Source organism: Streptomyces sp. NPDC027672, from assembly GCF_055566335.1.
The window spans coordinates 416,126-433,284 of sequence record NZ_JBVHSO010000004.1 but is presented as its reverse complement, the minus strand read 5'-3'; the positions used below and the strand labels follow the sequence as shown (position 1 = coordinate 433,284).

15 protein-coding genes are annotated in these 17,159 nt (G+C 74.2%); 6 read left to right on the top strand and 9 right to left on the bottom strand.

Annotated elements, in window-relative coordinates; all coding sequences use genetic code 11:
* Positions 1-68: 68 nt before the first annotated feature.
* Together ACZ4SV_RS12980 and ACZ4SV_RS12975 are read right to left on the bottom strand one after the other, a co-directional pair.
* Positions 69-1,118: a transcriptional regulator gene (locus ACZ4SV_RS12980; protein ID WP_468003919.1), complete on the bottom strand. Its 1,050-nt coding sequence runs from the start codon at positions 1,116-1,118 to the stop codon at positions 69-71.
* A gap of 163 nt (positions 1,119-1,281) precedes the next feature.
* Positions 1,282-1,599, bottom strand: coding sequence for a hypothetical protein (locus ACZ4SV_RS12975; protein ID WP_468003917.1), 318 nt, complete (start codon positions 1,597-1,599; stop codon positions 1,282-1,284).
* A gap of 989 nt (positions 1,600-2,588) precedes the next feature.
* On the opposite strand from ACZ4SV_RS12975, the gene ACZ4SV_RS12970 reads away from it, so the two are divergent.
* Complete coding sequence (locus ACZ4SV_RS12970; RefSeq protein ID WP_468003915.1) at positions 2,589-3,329, top strand: GH32 C-terminal domain-containing protein; 741 nt, start codon at positions 2,589-2,591, stop codon at positions 3,327-3,329.
* 235 nt (positions 3,330-3,564) lie between these two features.
* Here ACZ4SV_RS12970 and ACZ4SV_RS12965 read toward each other — a convergent pair whose 3' ends face one another.
* Complete coding sequence (locus ACZ4SV_RS12965; RefSeq protein ID WP_468003913.1) at positions 3,565-3,837, bottom strand: dienelactone hydrolase family protein; 273 nt, start codon at positions 3,835-3,837, stop codon at positions 3,565-3,567.
* Positions 3,838-4,085: 248 nt separating this feature from the next.
* Positions 4,086-5,351 carry a cytochrome P450 family protein gene (locus ACZ4SV_RS12960; RefSeq protein WP_468003911.1) on the bottom strand — a complete coding sequence of 422 codons (1,266 nt, stop codon included), beginning with the start codon at positions 5,349-5,351 and terminating at the stop codon, positions 4,086-4,088.
* Between the two features lie 488 nt (positions 5,352-5,839).
* Here ACZ4SV_RS12960 and ACZ4SV_RS12955 point away from each other — a divergent pair, with 488 nt between their 5' ends.
* Positions 5,840-6,565, top strand: coding sequence for a dienelactone hydrolase family protein (locus ACZ4SV_RS12955; RefSeq protein WP_365873690.1), 726 nt, complete (start codon positions 5,840-5,842; stop codon positions 6,563-6,565).
* A gap of 253 nt (positions 6,566-6,818) precedes the next feature.
* On the opposite strand, the gene ACZ4SV_RS12950 is transcribed toward ACZ4SV_RS12955, so the two are convergent.
* The gene (locus tag ACZ4SV_RS12950; RefSeq protein WP_468003909.1) at positions 6,819-7,427 is read right to left on the bottom strand and encodes an RNA polymerase sigma factor; all 609 of its coding nucleotides are present in this window, start codon (positions 7,425-7,427) and stop codon (positions 6,819-6,821) included.
* Between the two features lie 190 nt (positions 7,428-7,617).
* On the opposite strand from ACZ4SV_RS12950, the gene ACZ4SV_RS12945 reads away from it, so the two are divergent.
* The 4 genes from ACZ4SV_RS12945 to ACZ4SV_RS12930 all read left to right on the top strand — a co-directional run bounded on the left by ACZ4SV_RS12945 (position 7,618) and on the right by ACZ4SV_RS12930 (position 12,348).
* Positions 7,618-8,634 (top strand): MerR family transcriptional regulator, encoded by a 1,017-nt coding sequence (locus ACZ4SV_RS12945; RefSeq protein WP_468003907.1) that lies wholly within the window; start codon positions 7,618-7,620, stop codon positions 8,632-8,634.
* Between the two features lie 405 nt (positions 8,635-9,039).
* Positions 9,040-9,426, top strand: a complete 387-nt coding sequence (locus ACZ4SV_RS12940) for a hypothetical protein (protein ID WP_468003905.1) — start codon at positions 9,040-9,042, stop codon at positions 9,424-9,426.
* On the top strand, positions 9,423-10,646 hold the full coding sequence (locus ACZ4SV_RS12935; RefSeq protein ID WP_468003903.1) for a lycopene cyclase family protein: 1,224 nt from the start codon (positions 9,423-9,425) through the stop codon (positions 10,644-10,646). Before ACZ4SV_RS12940 ends, ACZ4SV_RS12935 begins: the two co-directional genes overlap by 4 nt.
* 127 nt (positions 10,647-10,773) lie before the next feature.
* On the top strand, positions 10,774-12,348 hold the full coding sequence (locus ACZ4SV_RS12930; RefSeq protein ID WP_468003901.1) for an FAD-dependent oxidoreductase: 1,575 nt from the start codon (positions 10,774-10,776) through the stop codon (positions 12,346-12,348).
* An 11-nt stretch (positions 12,349-12,359) separates the two neighbouring features.
* Here the strand turns inward: ACZ4SV_RS12930 and ACZ4SV_RS12925 are convergent, their stop codons facing one another.
* From ACZ4SV_RS12925 to ACZ4SV_RS12910, 4 genes are read right to left on the bottom strand one after another with little or no spacing between them, the layout of a single operon-like run.
* Positions 12,360-13,367 (bottom strand): DUF5914 domain-containing protein, encoded by a 1,008-nt coding sequence (locus ACZ4SV_RS12925; protein WP_468003899.1) that lies wholly within the window; start codon positions 13,365-13,367, stop codon positions 12,360-12,362.
* Positions 13,364-14,359 (bottom strand): phytoene/squalene synthase family protein, encoded by a 996-nt coding sequence (locus ACZ4SV_RS12920; protein WP_397939037.1) that lies wholly within the window; start codon positions 14,357-14,359, stop codon positions 13,364-13,366. Before ACZ4SV_RS12920 ends, ACZ4SV_RS12925 begins: the two co-directional genes overlap by 4 nt.
* Positions 14,346-15,917: a phytoene desaturase gene (locus ACZ4SV_RS12915; protein WP_468003896.1), complete on the bottom strand. Its 1,572-nt coding sequence runs from the start codon at positions 15,915-15,917 to the stop codon at positions 14,346-14,348. The genes ACZ4SV_RS12920 and ACZ4SV_RS12915 overlap by 14 nt, the downstream gene beginning before the upstream one ends.
* On the bottom strand, positions 15,914-17,056 hold the full coding sequence (locus ACZ4SV_RS12910; RefSeq protein WP_468003894.1) for a polyprenyl synthetase family protein: 1,143 nt from the start codon (positions 17,054-17,056) through the stop codon (positions 15,914-15,916). Before ACZ4SV_RS12910 ends, ACZ4SV_RS12915 begins: the two co-directional genes overlap by 4 nt.
* Positions 17,057-17,159 lie beyond the last annotated feature (103 nt).

The following is a 17,159-nucleotide window of genomic DNA, read 5'->3' as shown; positions in this document are numbered from 1 at the left end:
AAGCGGTCCCCGCTGCCTCGTGCTTCTTCCGTGGCCCCGGTGTGGTCCCCGCCCCGGCGAGGGGGAGATCAGTGCGTCAGGTCCTGCGTGCTCGCGCTGTGCGCCCGCTCCAGTTCTTCGGCGAGGGACTGCCAGATGCCGGAGTAGCCCCGCATCAGTTCGGCGAGAGGAGCCAGGCAGTGCGGAGGCACGGACGTGACGATCCGCCGCTGATCGCGCACCGCGGTGGCGCAGACCCGCAGAAGGTGCAGGACCTCGCGGCCGGTCGAGGTGAGCCGCAGCGACGGGTCGCGGCACAGCGTCTCGATCACCCGGGTGAGCGCCTCGGGCGAGGCGGGCGCCGTACGGGGGAACCCCCCGTCCGCCGGCCCGGCCCGGTGACCGGGCCGCCGCGCCGCGTGCTCCGCCGTACGGCGCAGCCGGTCGGGCAGCGGGTCGGCTCCCCGCAGCAGCCGGTCCCGTACGTCCGCCGCGGTGGCGGGCGAGATCCCGGCCGCCCGGGCGACGTGCCGGAGCGAGGCGGTGGGGTCCTCCCGCAGCAGCTCGCTGGCACGGGCCCGTCCTGCGGCCGGGTCCACGGGCCGTGACCTGCCGTCGCGCCCGATCCGGGTTCCGACGCCGGGGGCCGCGGCGCCCTGCCGCAGCCGCGCCACCTTCGACGCGGAGACCCCCGCGACGGCCGCGACGCTCCGGTCCGACCAGCACGGGTGGGTCGCCAGGATGCGCAGGGCGGCGGCGGTCCGGTCGGTCCGGGAGAGGGGCAGCCCGTGCGCCGTGTTCAGCGCGACGGACAGAAGGTACGCCTCCTCCTCCCCGCCCTCGAAGAACTGCGCGTCGATCCGCCGCAGCCCCCGTAAGGAGGCGGCTCTCACCCGGTGCGCCCCGTCGACGACCCGCATGGTGGCCCGGTGCACCACGACCGGCGGCAGTTCGGTGTCCGCCTCCCCGAGCAGTCGCACATGACGGGAGTCCTTACCGCGCGACCGGGGCGAGCCGGTCAGCCGCAGTTCGTCGATGAGGACCTGTTCCACCGGGGACCGGCGGATCTCGCTGATCCTCCGGGCGATCTCGCGGGCGGCTCCCTTGTCATCGGTGTCCGGTCGGCTGGCGTTGCTCATCCCATCCCCTATGCCCTGTCGTCACATGGTCTCTGCTGGTGCCAAGCGGGGTGCGGGAGCGCTCCCATGAGGCCCGGAGGCCCTGTGAAGAGTTCCCTGGCAGTGTGCGGGAGCGCTCCCGCAAGCCTCCGGCCCCCGGGCCCACGGGTGCCCGGGACGTCCGCTAGGCCGGGACCATACGCCCCTCCAGCGCCAGGACGACCTTCTGGGCCGTGTACTGGGTGCCCGGCGCCGCCGGCAGGCCCTGCGGTGCCTTGTCGGCCTCGGAGCGCGGGAACTGGCGCGTCACCAGCCGCTCCAGCGGCAGCCACCGGGCCCTCTTGATGGTGCCCTCGTTGGCCGACGAGCCTCCGGACACCTCGGGGTGCACCTTGGTGAGGTTCGCCGGGGAGGTCTCCACCAGCGGTCGGGCCAGGCCGTCGACCGGGGCGCTCTGGAACGAGGAGGTGAGGTGGGCCAGTTCGTCGGTTTGTCGTCGCATCGCGGGGTGGGAGCAGCCGAGGCCGAGGTTGAGGGCGCGGAGGCGAAGTCGGTGTAGTCCCTGCCGTCCGCGTCGCACAGGCGGACCCCCTTTCCGCGCACCACCTTGGTGCCACCGACCGGGTAACAGAGCTGATCGATCATCATCTCGTGCGCACCCCTTGGGTATGACACACCGAGAACCGGGACGGAGGCCGCCGTGGTCGACGCGGCTTTCGCTCCTTCTCACGTCCGGTTTCCCGGTGTTGTACGTCCGGGACGACGAACCGTCGGACCATCCGGTTCACCGCCTACAGCGAATGCGCCTTTCCCCGGGTTCCCACTGGCTCGACGCGACCTCGGGATCTGTCCCGCTGCCCCTCGCCATGGCTTGTCAGGCACCGAGCGGGAGTCCGGCGGCTGTGCCCTTTCGGGTTCCTCGCCGACGGGAAAGAGCAGAAACTGATCACCGAACCGAAGTTCACCCTACCCAGATGTCGATTCCCGACAAGCGGTTTCAGGCCACCCCTCTGGGCCTTTTAGGCCACCTGTCGGACCGCCCCGGTGCCCGCACTCCTTGTGCCCACCGGCTTCCCGGTACGCGGGCCACGGCCGACGACGGAAAAGCACCAATCGTCCGGCCGGACCCGCCGCACCGTCCGCCGGGTCCCCCGCCACGTCCACCCACTGCCCGTACGGCGCGGCAGTGCGGCATGAGCCTGGCCCGCACACCGGACGGCGGCGTGACGAGCGGTGCCGTTCCCTCTCCGACCCGCGGGTCGGAGACGTCGGAGAGCGCGGGCCGGCTGCGGACGGCCGGGTGTACGGCCTGGTGGCGCCCGGCTACGAGAGGGCGCAGGCGGGGTCGCCCCCATCGCCGCCGAAGAGGCTGAGTTGACCCGTGCCAGCCCAGACGCGGCTGGAGTCCGTCAGCCCGTTCGTCGCGCCGGGAATCGACTGACGCCGGCCCCCGGCTCCCTCTCATCCGCCCAGGGCGGGTTCGCGCCGGGGATGGGCACCTGGGACGCCCAGGCCCGCCGCTGGACCCCCGACACCACCGAGCCCCGGCTCATGGACTACGGCGACCACTTCACCGGCCCCAGCGGAACGGTGGACGACAAGGGACGCTCCCTCGTCTTCAGCATCGCCCAGGACCGTCGCACCGAACGCGCCCACTACGACGCCGGCTGGGCCCATAACGCGGGCCTGCCCGTCGAACTGTCCATGCGTCCCGACGGCGACCTCGGATTCCGCCCCGTGGAGGAGGTCTCCCGCCTCCACACCGGCGCACCCCTCCTGGACATCGGCGCCCCGACCTCCCTCACCGACGCCAACACCCGCCTGGCCGGCATCAAGGGAGACATGCTCCACATCAAGCTGACGATGGAACGCGGCACCGCCGCCACGTTCGGACTCGACGTGCTCCGCAGCCCCGGCGACGAGGAACGGACCCGCCTGTTCTACGACGCTCCCGCAGGACAGCTGGGCGTCGACCGGACGCGATCCGGGAACAACTCCAGCGCCGAGCCGAACTTCGGCGTCAACCAAGGCCCGTTGACCCTTGCCAATGGCAGCCTGACGCTCGACGTGTTCGTCGACCGCTCGATGGTCGAGGCGTACGCGAACGACCACAAGTCCCTCACCACCCGCGCCTACCCCTTCCGTCAGGACTCCCTCGGCCTGCACCTCTTCGGCGACGGCAGTGTCGTCGAGTCCATGACCGTCTGGAAGATGGGCGACATGACCGACTGACCCAGCCGCCCTGTCCGACGGCCCCGGGCGCCCATGCCCCTGCCGGCCCGGTCCGCGATTCCGCCGCGGGCCGGGCCGGCGCATGGCCTGGTGACGCTGTTTGCGGGCAGGTGTGGCATGTCTCCCAGGGCGGGCGGCCTGCGTCGGGTGAACTGCTCAGGTGATGCCCGGCTCAGGTGCCGGGAGCGTGCGTAGTTGGCGGACGCCGCGTCGTAGCCACCGCGTCCGGCCGTCATCAAAGCGAACGCGCCCCCATGCAGAAGCCGATGATGCCGACCGCGCCGGTGCAGTCGCTCCGGGACAGCGGAAAGGAGCGGGCGGCCTCCAGGTCCTGGTGGGCACGCCCGGTCCCGGACAGGGCCGCGCGGATCGTGGGGATCAGACAGCGCCGTGCGCCGCCCTCGGTGAACAGGTCGGGCAGCAGCGTGAGGTACCCGGCGCCGGCCAGGCGCTCGGCCTGGCGGAGCATGACGTCGTCGACGCCGAGTACCTCGTGCGCGATGACCACGCCCGGCCAGGGCCCCGGGCCGTCCGGCCGGGTGAGGTGCCCCTTCAGCCGCTGCGAGCCCCGGCCGGGGCACTTGGGCTGCTCAGGTCAACGGCTTCAGCAGCGGACATGGAGCTTCTCCCGGAGGCTGAGTGCGCTTCGCAGCGCTGCGGACCGTGCGGCCCCCGCCGCCCACAGTCCCCGCCGACCCGCGCGAACAGCGTGCCGCGAGCGCTCACCCGCCCCTCGGCCCGCCCGCGGCGGACGTGTCACCACCGCACCGGCAGCGTCCGCACCCCCCGGATCAGCATCCCCGGAAGCCACTCGCCCTGCTCCCCGTCAGCCGCCAGGTCCGGGCAGCGCTCCAGCAGCGAGCGCAGCGCCACCTCGGCCTCGAGGCGGGCGAGCGGGGCGCCCAGGCAGTAGTGGACCCCGTATCCGAAGGCGGTGTGGCCCTGGGCGTCGCGCCGTACGTCGAAGCGGTCCGGCTCGGGGTAGCGCGCCGGGTCGCGGTCCGCGGCGGCCATGGCGATCAGCACGATGGCGCCGCGCGGCACCCGTACGCCGCCGATCTCGGTCTCCTCCAGGGCGATGCGCGGCGTGGTGGTCTCCACCGGCCCGTCGTAGCGCAGCGTCTCCTCCACCAGCCCCGCCGCCAGCCCGGCCGGATCGGCCCGTACGGCCGCCAGTTGCTCGGGATGGGCGAGGAGCGCGCGCACCGCGTTGCCGATCGTGTTGACCGTCGTCTCGTGCCCGGCGACGAGCATCAGGAAGGCCAGCGAGAGCAGTTCTTCCTCGGTGAGCCGGTCGCCGCCCTCGTCGACCGTGTGGACGAGGGCGCTGAGCAGGTCCTCCCCGGGGTTCTCGCGCTTGGCGGCGATGAGCCCCGTGAGATAGGGCATGACGTGCTCGTACGCCTCTTTCTCCGCCTCCGGGCTGGTGGGCGCGAGGGTCTCGTTGGACCAGGCGTGGAAGGCGGCGCGGTCCAGGTTGGGCACGCCCAGCAGTTCGCAGATGACGATCATGGGGAGCGGGGAGGCGAACGCGTCGATGAGGTCGGCGCGGCGCGCTCCGTCCGCCGTCATGCGGTCCAGCAGCTCGTCGGTGATCTCCTGGACGCGCTCGCGCATCTTCTCGACCCGCCGGGCGGTGAACTCCCGCGCCACCAGCTTCCGCAGCCGGGTGTGGTGGGGCGGGTCGCTCATCAGCATGTTGGTGCTGCCGAGCATGTTCAGGGCGTACGGCGGGGTCCAGCCGGCCTGCCGCCACTCGCGCTGCCAGTCCCGGCTGAGCTTCGGGGAGCTGAAGGCCTCGCGCGCGGCCTCGTATCCGACCACGAGCCACACCCGGCCCCTGTCGGGTGTGATGACCTGGTGCACCGGTCCGCGCTCGCGCAGCAGCGCGTAGGCGACGTACGGGTCGGCGACGAAGTCGGGGCTGAGCGAGGCGAGCACTTCGATGTCGCCGGGGCTGTCGAGCCCGTCGGCTGGGTCGGGTATCGCGGGATCGGCGGCGGCTTTCTGGGTCTCGGTCACGACGGAATCCCTTTCCCTCAGGCCCGGGTCAACCGGCCCCCGCCGATCACTCCGAGCACGGCCGCTCACTCTAATCCCGCACTGTTACCCGCACAACTACCTTGCCCTTCTTGCTGTTGACCTTGAAATGCGGGAGCCGTGCCGGTGCTGGAATCGGCGACAGCCGTGCCGGATCGCGGTGATCAACTCGGCGGTAGCCGGTAGCCGGTAGCCGGTGGCCGGTGGCCGGTGGTCGGTAGCCGGTGAGCCAGTCGCGGTCGGCGGTGCGGTGGCGCATTCCGGCGGGGAGAAGGGTGTTGAGGCCGTCCCCTCTCCTCGCTTCCCTTATATAGGGTCAATCGGGGCTTTACTCCATGCCGGTGACATACCGGGACCGAGATCGGGCGGCCTGTCGGCCCATCGCCGCACTTCAGAGAGGTAGCAGCGGTGTTCCGGTCGGCGCTGTCGGTCCGGTCGTCCCGGCCCGGAGGTAGCTACAGTCCGTTCCCATGACCACGGTTACCACACGCTCGGTCGCCTACCCGGCCGACGGTCTGACGATGGTCGGGCACCTGGCGCTCCCGGCCGGCGCCGACCGCCGGCCCGCAGTTCTGGTGGGGCCCGAGGGGACCGGACTGAACGACTTCCAGCGCGGCAGGGCCGACGCCCTGGCCGAGCTGGGGTACGTGGCGTTCGCCTTCGACATCCACGGCGGACGGTGGTTCACCGACCCCGACGAGATGATGGCCCGAGTGACTCCACTCCTCGCGGATCCGGACCGGATGCGGCATATCGGTCACGCGGCGCTCGACGTGCTGCGCGCCGAACCGCGGACCGACCCCGACCGGATCGCCGTCATCGGCTACGGCACCGGGGGCGCCATCGGGCTGGAACTCGGGCGCGACGGTGTCGATCTGCGGGCGATCGGGACGGTCAACGCCCTGACCACGGGCCGACCGGGTGAGGCGGCGCGCATCCGCTGCCCTGTGTGGGCGGGGGTCGGATCGGAAGACCCGATCATGCCGCCCGCGCAACGAGAGGCCTTCGTCGCCGAGATACTGGCCGCGGGAGTCGACTGGCGTCTCGTGATCTACGGCGGTGCTCTGCACGCCTTCCACCACCCCCCGGTGAACCAGCGCGTGCGCCCCGGAGTGGGCCACCACCCCCGGCACGCGCGACGTGCCTGGAGTGACGTCGTCGGTCTGCTCGACGAGTGTGTGCCCGTAACGGTGTGACGATGCGGTAAAGGGCCGCGTTCGAGGTCCGGCCGGCGCTCGGGCGGAGCAGCCGTCAGGTCCGACACCTCCGTGCCGCGTGCGGCAGTCACCACGCGGGTCGTCCGCGCCAGCTCCGCACGGCACCGCGGGCACGACGCGGCGTGCCGCAGGGCACCGGCGTCCGCGTCGCCGCTCGCGTGACCGAGTGCCAGCTCCACCAAGCGTGAGGGTTCCGCGTGGCCCACTGCGCCCTCCTGCGGCTCGGGCTCGGTCAGCTTCCCGTTCCGTGCGCGTCGCCGAGGTCGACGGCCAGACGCAGCCGGTGCAGGCCGCGGCGGGCGTGGCTCTTCACCGTCCCCAGGGGCACACCCGTGCGCTGAGCGATCTGGACCTGGGTCAGGTCCTCGTAGAACGCCATGCAGAGCACCTCGCGCTGCGCGTGCGGCAACCGGGACAGGGCCTCGACGAGCAGCACGCGGTCGAGCACCTCGCCCGGTATCTCCTGGACGAGCCGGGCGGGCGCGGCTTCGTGGGTGGCCGAGTCGACGAGGGCCAGACGCCTCGTCCTGGCGGCCAGCGCGTCGATGATCTTGCGGCGTGCGATGCCGGCCAGCCAGGCACCGAGTGCGCCCCGCTCCGGGCGGAAGCCGTGCCGCCCGCCCCAGGCGCCGATGAAGACCTGCTGCGTCACGTCTTCGGCCTCGTGGGCGTCGCCGAGGGACCGGGCGGCCATGGTGTGGACGAGTGGTCCCCAGCGCCGGTAGATGGCCGCGAACGCCTCCTCGTCGGCGGCGACGAGGCCGCGGGCGAGGTCCTCTTCGCGCCGCGTCTCCGCCACCGGCGGGACCGGAGCGGCACTCGGTCGCGTGGTCGTGTTCATGAGCGCGTTCCTCCTGCCGTGCGTCGCCGGGGACGAAAGGGCGTGCCCGGTTCCTCCTGCCGTGCGTCGCCGGGGACGAAAGGGCGTGCCCGGAGGGCAGGTCCGCCGGTCCGCCGTCCGTGTGGTTGGAGTCTGGAACGCCGGAACGACGCGATCAACATGCGTCGTTTGTGCGTCGTACAGTGACCGCATGAGCGAGTCTGGCGAGGAAGACGGTGAGGACCGCGACCGCCGGTCGGGCGAGGACGGTCCGCCGGACGGCGGGCTGACCACCGGCGAGGTGGCCCGGCGCCTGGGGGTGGCCCCCACCACGGTCCGCACATGGGACCGCCGGTACGGCCTCGGGCCCGACGCGCACACGGGCGGCCGGCACCGCCGCTGGACCGCCCGGGACGTGGCGCGGCTGGAGCGGATGTGCGCGCTGACGGCGACAGGGCTGCCCCCGGCCGAGGCCGCACGGCTCGCGCTGAGCGGAGCATCACCGGCGGCGCCCCGGCCCCGACGGACCGCCGGGCCACAGCGGGCCTCGGTCCGGGCCCGCAGCCGGGCGGGAAGCGGCCTGCGGCTCGGTGACGTACGCCAGGAATGCCGGGGAATCGCCCGGGCCGCCCTGCGCCTCGACGCCGCCGCGCTGGACGAACTGCTGCTCGCCGCGATCGCCGAACACGGACTGGTCGTCGCCTGGACCGAGGTGATCGTGCCGACGCTCCAAGCCGTCGGCCGCAAGTGGGAGACGTCGGGCGAGAAGTACGTCGAGGTCGAGCACTTCCTGTCCTGGCACGTCTCCGGGGCGCTGCGGCGCGCCACGCCCCCCACGGTCGCCGCCCGTGCCGGCGCCACCACGGTGCTCGCCTGTGTCCCGGGGGAGAACCACACTCTGCCGTTGGAGGTGCTGGCCGCGGCATTGACGGAACGCGGCGTTCCGGTGCGTATGTTCGGCGGTGCCCTGCCCGTCGAGTCGCTCGTCGCGGCCGTGCGCAGGACCGGGCCGGCCGCGGTCGGGCTGTGGGCGCAGTCCCGTACCACCGCCAGCCGGCCGTTGGCCCAGCACGTCGCGGCCATGGAGTGGGGAGTGCGCGGTGCCCGTCGCAGGCCGGTCGTGCTGACGCTGGGACCCGGCTGGGCGGGGCAGGCGGTGGCGGGCCTGGCGCGTCCGGCGGGACTCGCCGAGGCGGTCGCCGCTCTGGAGTCGTCGGCCTGCTCGTGACATGGTGCCGTCGGACGGCACCCGGTCGTGGCGCCTGGGCAGCGGCCGGGGAAACGGTCCGCTGACCAGTGGTCGCGGCCGCGTCGTTCGTCCCCGGGTGAGCGCTGCTTCCGCGCCACGCTGCGGCACGGCGGGTCCGTATCCGCTGGTTCCGGGGTACCGGCCGAGGACACGTGTGCGGGACCACCGGGCGACCGGTCCGGTGCAGGGCGCCATGGCGTCGCCGGGCGCGCGCCGCGCGCGAGGTGGTCGCCGACCGGGAGCAAGGGAGGTGGTCGCCGACCAGGGGCAAGGAGCGACGCCGTGGGCCGAAGCGGTGTCCGGCCGCATCCACGGACGGTCTCGGACGCGAAGCAGTGACGATCGGATGGACCTGTTGGCCGTATCGAGGGGTGAAGCGTGGAAGTGAGCGGTGCCCGTGTCCTGGTGGCCGGTGCCACGGGAGCGCTGGGCGGTGCGACCACCGCCGAACCGGCCGGCCGGGGCGCCCGGGTGGCCCTCACCGGACGCGACCGCGGCCGTCCGGCCCACACCGTGCGGGCGCACTCCGGTGCCCCGGCCGCCGGCTCCGACGCCCACGATCCCGGGTCGTGCGCCCGGGCCGGGCACGCAGCGGCGGCAGCCCGCCAGGGGCTGGACGCCGCCGTCGTCGCGTCCGGGCCGGTGGCCTTCGGCGCGGCCGAGGAGACCGGCGCCGAGCCGCCGCGCCCGGGCCCCGGCCAGAGCCGCGGCGCCGGGCCGCCGCGCCCGGGCCCCGGTCGAAGCCCCGTCGCCGAACGGCGAGGCCGGTGACGCCCCGCCCCGCCGACGACTCCGACGTGATCGTCATCGGGGGTGGCGCGGCCGGCCTCAGCCTCGCCCACCGGCTGACGGAGAACGGCGCCGCCACGGTGACCGTGGTCGAGCCGCCGGACGGTCCGCTCCGCCCCGCGGAACGGACCTGGTGCTACTGGGAAGCGGGCGCCGACGGCCTGGAAGAGGCGGTCGGCGCGTCCTGGTCCGTGCTGCGTCTGTACGGCACCGACGGGCGGCCGGTCGTCGTCACACCCGCCCCGTTCACCTACCGCATGGTGCGCTCCGCCGACTTCGAGCGGCTGGTCCACGGCCGCCTGGCCCGCTCGGACGGCGGGCGTCTCCTGCGCGCGACGGTGGAGTCGGTGCGCGGTGTGCGCGGTGGGTCCGCAGGCGCGGAGGTCCGGTGCACGCTGCCCGGGGGCTGGTCCCTGACGCTGCGCGCCCGGCGGGTGTTCGACTCCCGGCCGCTGCCTGTCCTGCCGCCGGCCCGCACGCGGTGGCTGCAGCACTTCCGCGGCTGGTTCGTACGTACCGCCACCGACCGGTTCGATCCCTCGGTCGCGGATCTGATGGACTTCCGGGTTCCCCAGCCGGCGCACGGACTCGCCTTCGGCTACGTCCTGCCGCTGGCGCCGGACCGGGCGCTCGTGGAATACACCGGGTTCTCCGGCAGCGCGCTGACCACCGAGGCGTACGAATCGGCTCTGCGTCACTACTGCCGGGACGTCCTCGGGCTCGGCGCGCTCACCGTGGAACGGTCGGAGCAGGGGGTCATCCCCATGACCGACGCCCGCTTTCCGCGACGGGCCGGTCCCGCCCACTTCCGTATCGGGACCGCGGGGGGCGCCACCCGTGCGGCCACCGGCTACACCTTCGCGGCGGTGCAGCGGCAGAGCAGAGCCATCGCCGCCGCCCTGCTCGACGGGCGCACCGCCGTCCCCCCACCCCACGGGCGGAGGGCCTCGGCCATGGACGCGGTCCTGCTGCGCGCCCTGGACACCGGGCGCGTCGACGGCCCGCGCTTCTTCACCGACCTGTTCCGCCGGGTCCCGGCGGAGCGCCTGCTGCGCTTCCTCGACGGCGCCACCTCCCTGCGGGAGGAGTGGCACATCGGGCTGTGCACCCCGGTCCTGCCGATGCTTCGCACGGCCGCCGAACTGCCCTTCGTCCGCCGACGCTCCCAGCCCTTCGCACGAACCGGAGACGATCACCGATGAGCCTCCTGCGCGAGCACGACCCGGCCCGTGTCCTCGACCACGCCGTCTGCGCCTGCGGTCGCCTCACCGCTCTCCACCCCGGCCGCCGCACCGGCCTTGCGCGCCCGGCCCGCCGGGAGGGAGTCCGGTGACGGCCCGTCGTATCGCTGCCGCCCGGCGAGGCCGCGACCGCAAGGCCGAGGTGCTGGCGCCGCCACCCGGCAGGGACCGGTTCCAGCGCGGGGACGAGCCGTCCGTCGCGGTGGTCGGCGGCGGGATCGCCGGTCTCGCCGCGGCCACCCTGCTGGCCGAGCGGGGAGCCCGCGTGACCCTCTACGAGAAAGAGGACGCACTGGGCGGCCGGCTCTCCGGCCGGCCCACCAGGCTGGCGGACGGCTCCACCGTGACCATGACCCGCGGGTTCCACGCCTTCTTCCGCCAGTACTACAACCTGCGCGGCCTGCTGCGCCGTACCGACCCCGCCCTCGCGCGGCTCACGGCGCTGCCCGACTACCCCCTGCGGCACAGCGGCGGCCTGACCGACAGCTTCGCCCGGGTCCCGAGGACGCCGCCCTTCAGCGCGCTCGGCTTCGTCGCCCTCAGCCCCACCTTCGGCTGGCGCGACCTCGCCGCCATGGACGCCCGGGCGGCACTGCCCCTGCTCGACGTGCGGGTGCCCGAGGTGTACGAACGCTTCGACGAGGTCACCGCGACCGGCTTCCTGGACGGCGTGGGGTTCCCGGAAGCCGCGCACCACCTGGCGTTCGAGGTGTTCTCCCGCAGCTTCTTCGCCGACCCGCGCACGCTGTCCGCCGCCGAACTGCTGCTGATGTTCCACATCTACTTCCTCGGATCGGCCGAGGGACTGCTCTTCGACGTACCCGGCGAACCCTTCCCCCAGGCGCTCTGGGACCCGCTCGGCGACTACCTCCAGCGCCTCGGCGTGGACATCCGCACCGGCACCCCGGTCCACGGCGTGCTCCCCCTCGGCGACGGCGACGGCGGAGCGCACGTGCACACCGACACCGGCGCCGGGCGCCACGACGCCGTGGTGCTCGCCCTCGACCCCGGGAGCCTGCGCCGGGTCGTCGGCGCGTCACCCGGCCTGGGCACGCCCGGCTGGTGCGAGGACATCGCGGCCCTGCGCACCGCACCGCCGTTCCTCGTCTCCCGGCTCTGGCTCGACCGGCCGGTCCGCGCCGACCGGCCCGGATTCCTCGGCACCAGCGGCTACGGCGGGCTCGACAACATCAGCGTCCTGGAGCGGTACGAGGGCGAGGCCGCCCGCTGGGCCGCACGGACCGGGGGCTCGGTCGTGGAACTGCACGCCTACGCCGTGGCCCCGTCGGCCGAACCGAAGGAGGTGCAGGACATGCTCGTCGACCGGCTGCACCAGGTGTACCCGGAGACCCGCGAGGCACGCGCCGTCGACGCCCGGCACGAGTGGCGCTCGGACTGCCCGCTCTTCGAGGCCGGTTCCCACCGCCGGCGCCCCACGGTGCGCACCCCGCACCCGTGGCTGACCCTGGCCGGCGACGCAATCCGCTGCGACCTGCCCGTCGCCCTCATGGAACGGGCCGCCACCACGGGCTTCCTCGCCGCGAACGCCCTGCTCGCCGACCGGGGGGTGCGCGGCCAGGTCCTGTGGACGGTTCCCCGGGCGGGCCGCTCACCTTGGCTCCGGGCCCTCGGAGCCGTCGCGGGGCGCCGCTCGTCTCGCTGACCGGTGCCCGGTCAGCCGGGGAACCGCCCGGTGCTGCGCAGCGTCCAGCGCCGCTCGGCGTAGGCCAGGTCGTCGCGCCACAGGCGGCCGGCCGTACGGCGCATCAGCGGGCGCAGTACGGGGGCGGCGGCCCGCGCCAGGGCGAAGCCGGGCCGGTCCGACGCGGCGACGACCGCCTCCACCACGGCGGTGCGCGGACGCTCGTGACCGGGCCCGGTCAGCGGTGTCGCGTGGGTCTCGACCACGGATGCCGCGCCCTCGCCGTCGGTGATGCGCATGACGACCGTGCGCGGCTCCGGCGCCGTGAACTCGGCCCGTACCGGCACCACGAACCGCCCCGCCACCCGGAAGGAGACGTCGACGACGAAGGCGTCGTCCTCGCCGCCCGCCGGCTCCCGCACCACCGACAGGTCGACGAACGAGTACGGGTGGAACCACGAGCCGTGCCACGGATCGAGCCGGTTGGCCACCACGTCCTGCGGTTCGCACCGCCCCACCGCCGTGAACACCGCGTCCACCCCGCGGCCCCGCGCCGGCCGGGCGGGCACGACAGGCCGCTCGGTGGGCTCCTCGCCCCCCACCGCGTCCAGCCGCACCCAGACGAGTACGCCGTCGTCGTGCACCGGGAACGGCTGCCAGCCGGCGGACGGCGAACCGTCCAGGACGAGCCCGTGCCAGTGACACACCAGCGCGCCGCACACCACCCGGCTGTCGCGCAGCGGAGCGCCCAGGTGCGGGCAGACGCCCGAACCGGCATGGAGCCCGCCGTCCTCGGAGCGCCACAGCACGACCTCCACACCACCGACCGTCCGGCCGTACGGGCGGTCGTCCGCGCGCACGTTCCGGGAGGCACCCACCACGAACCAGTTGCCGGACGGGCGGGCGGACGCCCGCCCGAGCGCGTCGGCGATGAGCGCCGGACGCGCCTGGCGCCAGGTCGGTGTCTGCGCCGCCCAGTCCCCACCGGACCGCCGCCGCAACGGCGGCGACCAGCGCCCGCCGTCCCTTCGACCGCTCACCGCACCGGTTCCTTCCACTCGACCGCCGGACCACCCGCCGGGACCGCTCGGTGCGCGGCGCGAGCACGCCACCGGGCGCCGGCCACGCGCAGCACACCGGCCGCGGCCGTGGCCGCCCGACGCCGGCGCGACACCACCGCACGGCGATGCAGCACGGTGTAGTCCTGCTCGGCGATCGCGTCGAGAATCCCGCCGTAGAGGGTGAACGCGGCACGGATACAGGGACGTACCCGGGGATCGAGCATCGCGATGCCCGGCTCCGCCGTCCGGTACACGTCCCGCGTCATGGCCTCCGCCGCGACGAGGGCGGCGCGGATCCGGGGATCGCGCCGCCCGGTGCGCCGGCTCCACTCCAGCAGGGGCCGGTCCACACCGTGCGCGGCCAGCAGATCGCCGGGCAGGTAGACGCGGCCCCGGTCGAGGTCCTCGCCCACGTCCCGCAGGAAGTTGGTGAGCTGGAACGCCACACCGAGCGCCGCCGCGTGCGGTGCCGCCTCCTCCCGGGCCGTGACCGTACCGAGGACCGGCAGCATCTGCAGGCCGATCACCGCCGCCGAACCGTGCACGTACCCCTGCAGATCGGCGTAGGTGGGGTAGTGGGTGACGGTCAGGTCGGCACGCATCGAGGACAGGAAGTCGGCGAAGAGGGCGTGATCGATGCCATAGCGGCCGGCGGTGTCCGCGACGGCCCGGACCACCGGTTCGTCGCCCGTGCCGGTGCGCAGTCCGTCGGCCAGGTCGCTCTCCAGACGTCCCAGCAGCCGGTCGCGCTCCTCGGGCGCGCGATGGCGGTCGTGGTCGTCCACGATGTCGTCCGCCCAGCGGGCGAAGCCGTACAGGGCGTGCACGGCGGAGCGGCGTTCCAGGGGCAGCAGGCGGGTGGCCAGGAAGTAGGTCCTGCCGTGGCGGGCGTTGAGCCGTCGGCACCGGGTGTAGGCGGCGCGCAGTGCGGGATCGGTGATCCCGGCGGCGTCCAGCTCACGACGGGTCATCGGCACCTGCCCGGGCCGGGACGGAGGATGCGCCGGCCGCGGTCGGAGGCGACGCCGTCCGTGCGCGCCGGGTGCCGGTGCCGCCGGTGACGCGCACGGCGGCGAGTCTGCCGCTGATGAGCACGGTCGGCACGCCGACGCCCGGAGTGGTACCGCAGCCGGCGAGCACCACGTTGTCCAGCCCCCTGACGAGGTTGCGCGGACGGAATGGTCCGGTCTGGGCGAAGGTGTGGGAGACGGAGAAGGGGCTGCCGGCGGCATGGCCCTGCCCCGCCCAGTCCAGCGGCGTCACCAGAAGCTCTTCCTGGATGCTGTCCGCGAACCCGTCCAGGCCCCGGCGCTCCAGTTCACCCACCAGCCGGTCGCGGTAGCGCGGGCCGAGGTCCCGCCACGCGGCGGCCGGGGGACCGACGGTTGTGTTCGGACAGGGGGCGAGGACGTAGTGCAGGTGGCGTCCCGGCGGTGCCAGGGCCGGATCGTGCGCGGTGGGACGGGTGATGAGCAGAGAGGGGTCGCTCATCAGCTCGCCCGTGCGGGTCAGCTCGTCGAAGGTGCGCTGCCACGCCGCGCCGAAGGAGAGGGTGTGGTGGGCGAGGTGCGGCCAGGTGCGGTCGGTTCCCGCGTGCAGGATCACGGCGGACGGTGAGTGACGCAGCGGTGCCGGCCGCCGGGGCGCCCGCCCCAGCAGCCCGTAGGCGGCCGGCAGGTCGCACGTCAGCACCACCGCGTCGCAGGGGATGCGCTCGCCGGAGGCCAGGCGGACGGCCCGTACCCGGCCCGCGGAGCGCTCCAGCGTGCGGACGTCGGCGGTCCAGCACAGCTCGGCACCGGCATCCGCCGCCGCGTCGGCCATGGCGCGGGGGAGTGCGTGCATCCCGCCCTTGGGGAACCAGACGCCGGCCACGGTGTCCATGTACGCGATCACCGCGTAGGCCGCGAGCGCGCGGGCCGGGGCCACCCCGGCGTACAGCGCCTGGAAGGAGAAGACGCGGCGCAGGCGTTCGTCGGAGAGGAAGCGGCCGATGCGGCCGTCCAGCCGCCCGAAACCGCCCAGCGCCGCGAGCCGGGCCAGATCCGGGTGCAGCAGTTGGAAAGGCGAGTCGAAGTTCGTGTCGATGAAACGGCGCATCTGGACCCGGTACAGACGTTCCAGCCACTGCCGCAGGTCGCGGTAGCCGGCCGCCTGGGCCGGTCCGGCGAAGCGGCGCACCTCCGCCTCCATCGCCTCGCCGTCGGTGTGCACGTCGAGCGAGGAACCGTCCGCGAAGCACGCCCGGTAGGCCGGGTCCAGGGCCGTCAGCTCGACGCGGCGGTGCAGGCTGTCCCCTACGGCGGCGAACGCCTCGTCGGCCAGGTGCGGCATGGTCAGCACCGTGGGGCCGGTGTCCAGCTCGTAGCCGCCCAGCCGTACCCGGCCGGCCCGGCCGCCGGGACCGGCGTCCCGTTCGACGACGGTGACCCGGCGGCCCGCGCCCAGCAGGTGCAGGGCACAGGCCAGCCCGGACAGCCCGGCACCCACCACGACGACATGGTCGGTCGGCCCCGGCACCCTCTTCACGCGACCTCCTCGGCACGGCGCGGGGCCACACCCGTCGCGCGCGAGACCAGCGCGGCGAACTCGTGCCGCACGGCGGAGCGTGCGCCGGCGCGCTCGAAGTGCGCGAGGCTCATGTCGGTCAGCTCCTCGATCTTGGCCTCCACCAGGTCCCGGGCGCCGGTGCGCCGCAGCGCGGACCGCACCTGCCGTACGGCCTTCTCGGACTTCGGGTCCGCGTCCGGAGCCAGCGCCGCGGCAGCCAGGTGGTCACCGGCGGCGTCGGCGAGCCGGACGGCGATGGCGAGGAGGTAGGTGAGCTTGCGGGAGCGCAGGTCGTCGCCGGCCGGCTTGCCGGTCAGCGCGGGGTCGCCGAAGGCGCCCAGGAGGTCGTCACGGAGCTGGAAGGCCAGCCCGGCGCACCGGCCGGCCGCCCGCAGCGCGTCCAGCACATGCTGGTCCGCTCCGGCCAGGGACGCTCCCAGCGCGAGGGGCCGGGCGACGGTGTACAGCGCGCTCTTCAGGGTGGCGATGCTCAGCGCCTCGTCGGCATCGGAGGACCGGGCGGCCTGGGCGTGCAGGTCGCGGTACTGCCCGGCGACCATCTCGGTGCGCATCGCCCGCCACTCCTCGTGCAGGCGCGAGCCGTGCGGCGAGCCGAGTGCCGTCTCCGTCAGCAGGTCGTCCGCCCACGCCAGCGCCAGGTCACCGGCGAGCACGGCGGCCGACGTGCCGAACGACTCCGCTCGGCCGTGCATGCCCCTCGCCCAGTGCGCGCGGGCGAAGTGCACGTGCAGGGCCGGTGCGCCCCGTCGCTGCACGGATCCGTCCATCACGTCGTCGTGTACGAGGGCGCACGCCTGGAGCAGTTCGAGGGCGGCTCCCGTGCGCAGGACGGCGGTGGCGTCTCCCGAGCCGCCTGCGGCGCGCCAGCCGCAGTGGGCGAACGCGGTGCGCAGGCGTCTGCCTCCCCGCACGGCCAGCGCGGCGAGGCGGTCGGCCAGCTCCCGGGCGAAGACGGCGTCGACGCTACGACAGTGACGCAGCCGTTCGTGGAGTACCTGCTCGAGGACTGTGCCGACCGCCCCCGCGGCGTCGATCGCGCTGAGAGGGTCGTCGGCGAGTCCGGCAGGTGGGGCCACCGTCGACGGCAGTCCAGGCATGCACAACCCCTTCTCGCTCTTGGTTATCCGCACGGCACTGTTTCCGCCGGGTGCCTTGTCACGGATGCACTGATTCCTGCCCGGTCCGGCACCCGACGCCGGC

Bases quoted from the DNA above. Each gene is read 5' to 3' on its own strand.
- ACZ4SV_RS12980 (WP_468003919.1), bottom strand. From the start codon at position 1,118: ATGAGCAACGCCAGCCGACCGGACACCGATGACAAGGGAGCCGCCCGC.
- ACZ4SV_RS12975 (WP_468003917.1), bottom strand. From the start codon at position 1,599: ATGCGACGACAAACCGACGAACTGGCCCACCTCACCTCCTCGTTCCAG.
- ACZ4SV_RS12970 (WP_468003915.1), top strand. From the start codon at position 2,589: ATGGGCACCTGGGACGCCCAGGCCCGCCGCTGGACCCCCGACACCACC.
- ACZ4SV_RS12955 (WP_365873690.1), top strand. From the start codon at position 5,840: ATGACCACGGTTACCACACGCTCGGTCGCCTACCCGGCCGACGGTCTG.
- ACZ4SV_RS12950 (WP_468003909.1), bottom strand. From the start codon at position 7,427: ATGAACACGACCACGCGACCGAGTGCCGCTCCGGTCCCGCCGGTGGCG.
- ACZ4SV_RS12945 (WP_468003907.1), top strand. From the start codon at position 7,618: ATGAGCGAGTCTGGCGAGGAAGACGGTGAGGACCGCGACCGCCGGTCG.
- ACZ4SV_RS12920 (WP_397939037.1), bottom strand. From the start codon at position 14,359: ATGACCCGTCGTGAGCTGGACGCCGCCGGGATCACCGATCCCGCACTG.
- ACZ4SV_RS12910 (WP_468003894.1), bottom strand. From the start codon at position 17,056: ATGCCTGGACTGCCGTCGACGGTGGCCCCACCTGCCGGACTCGCCGAC.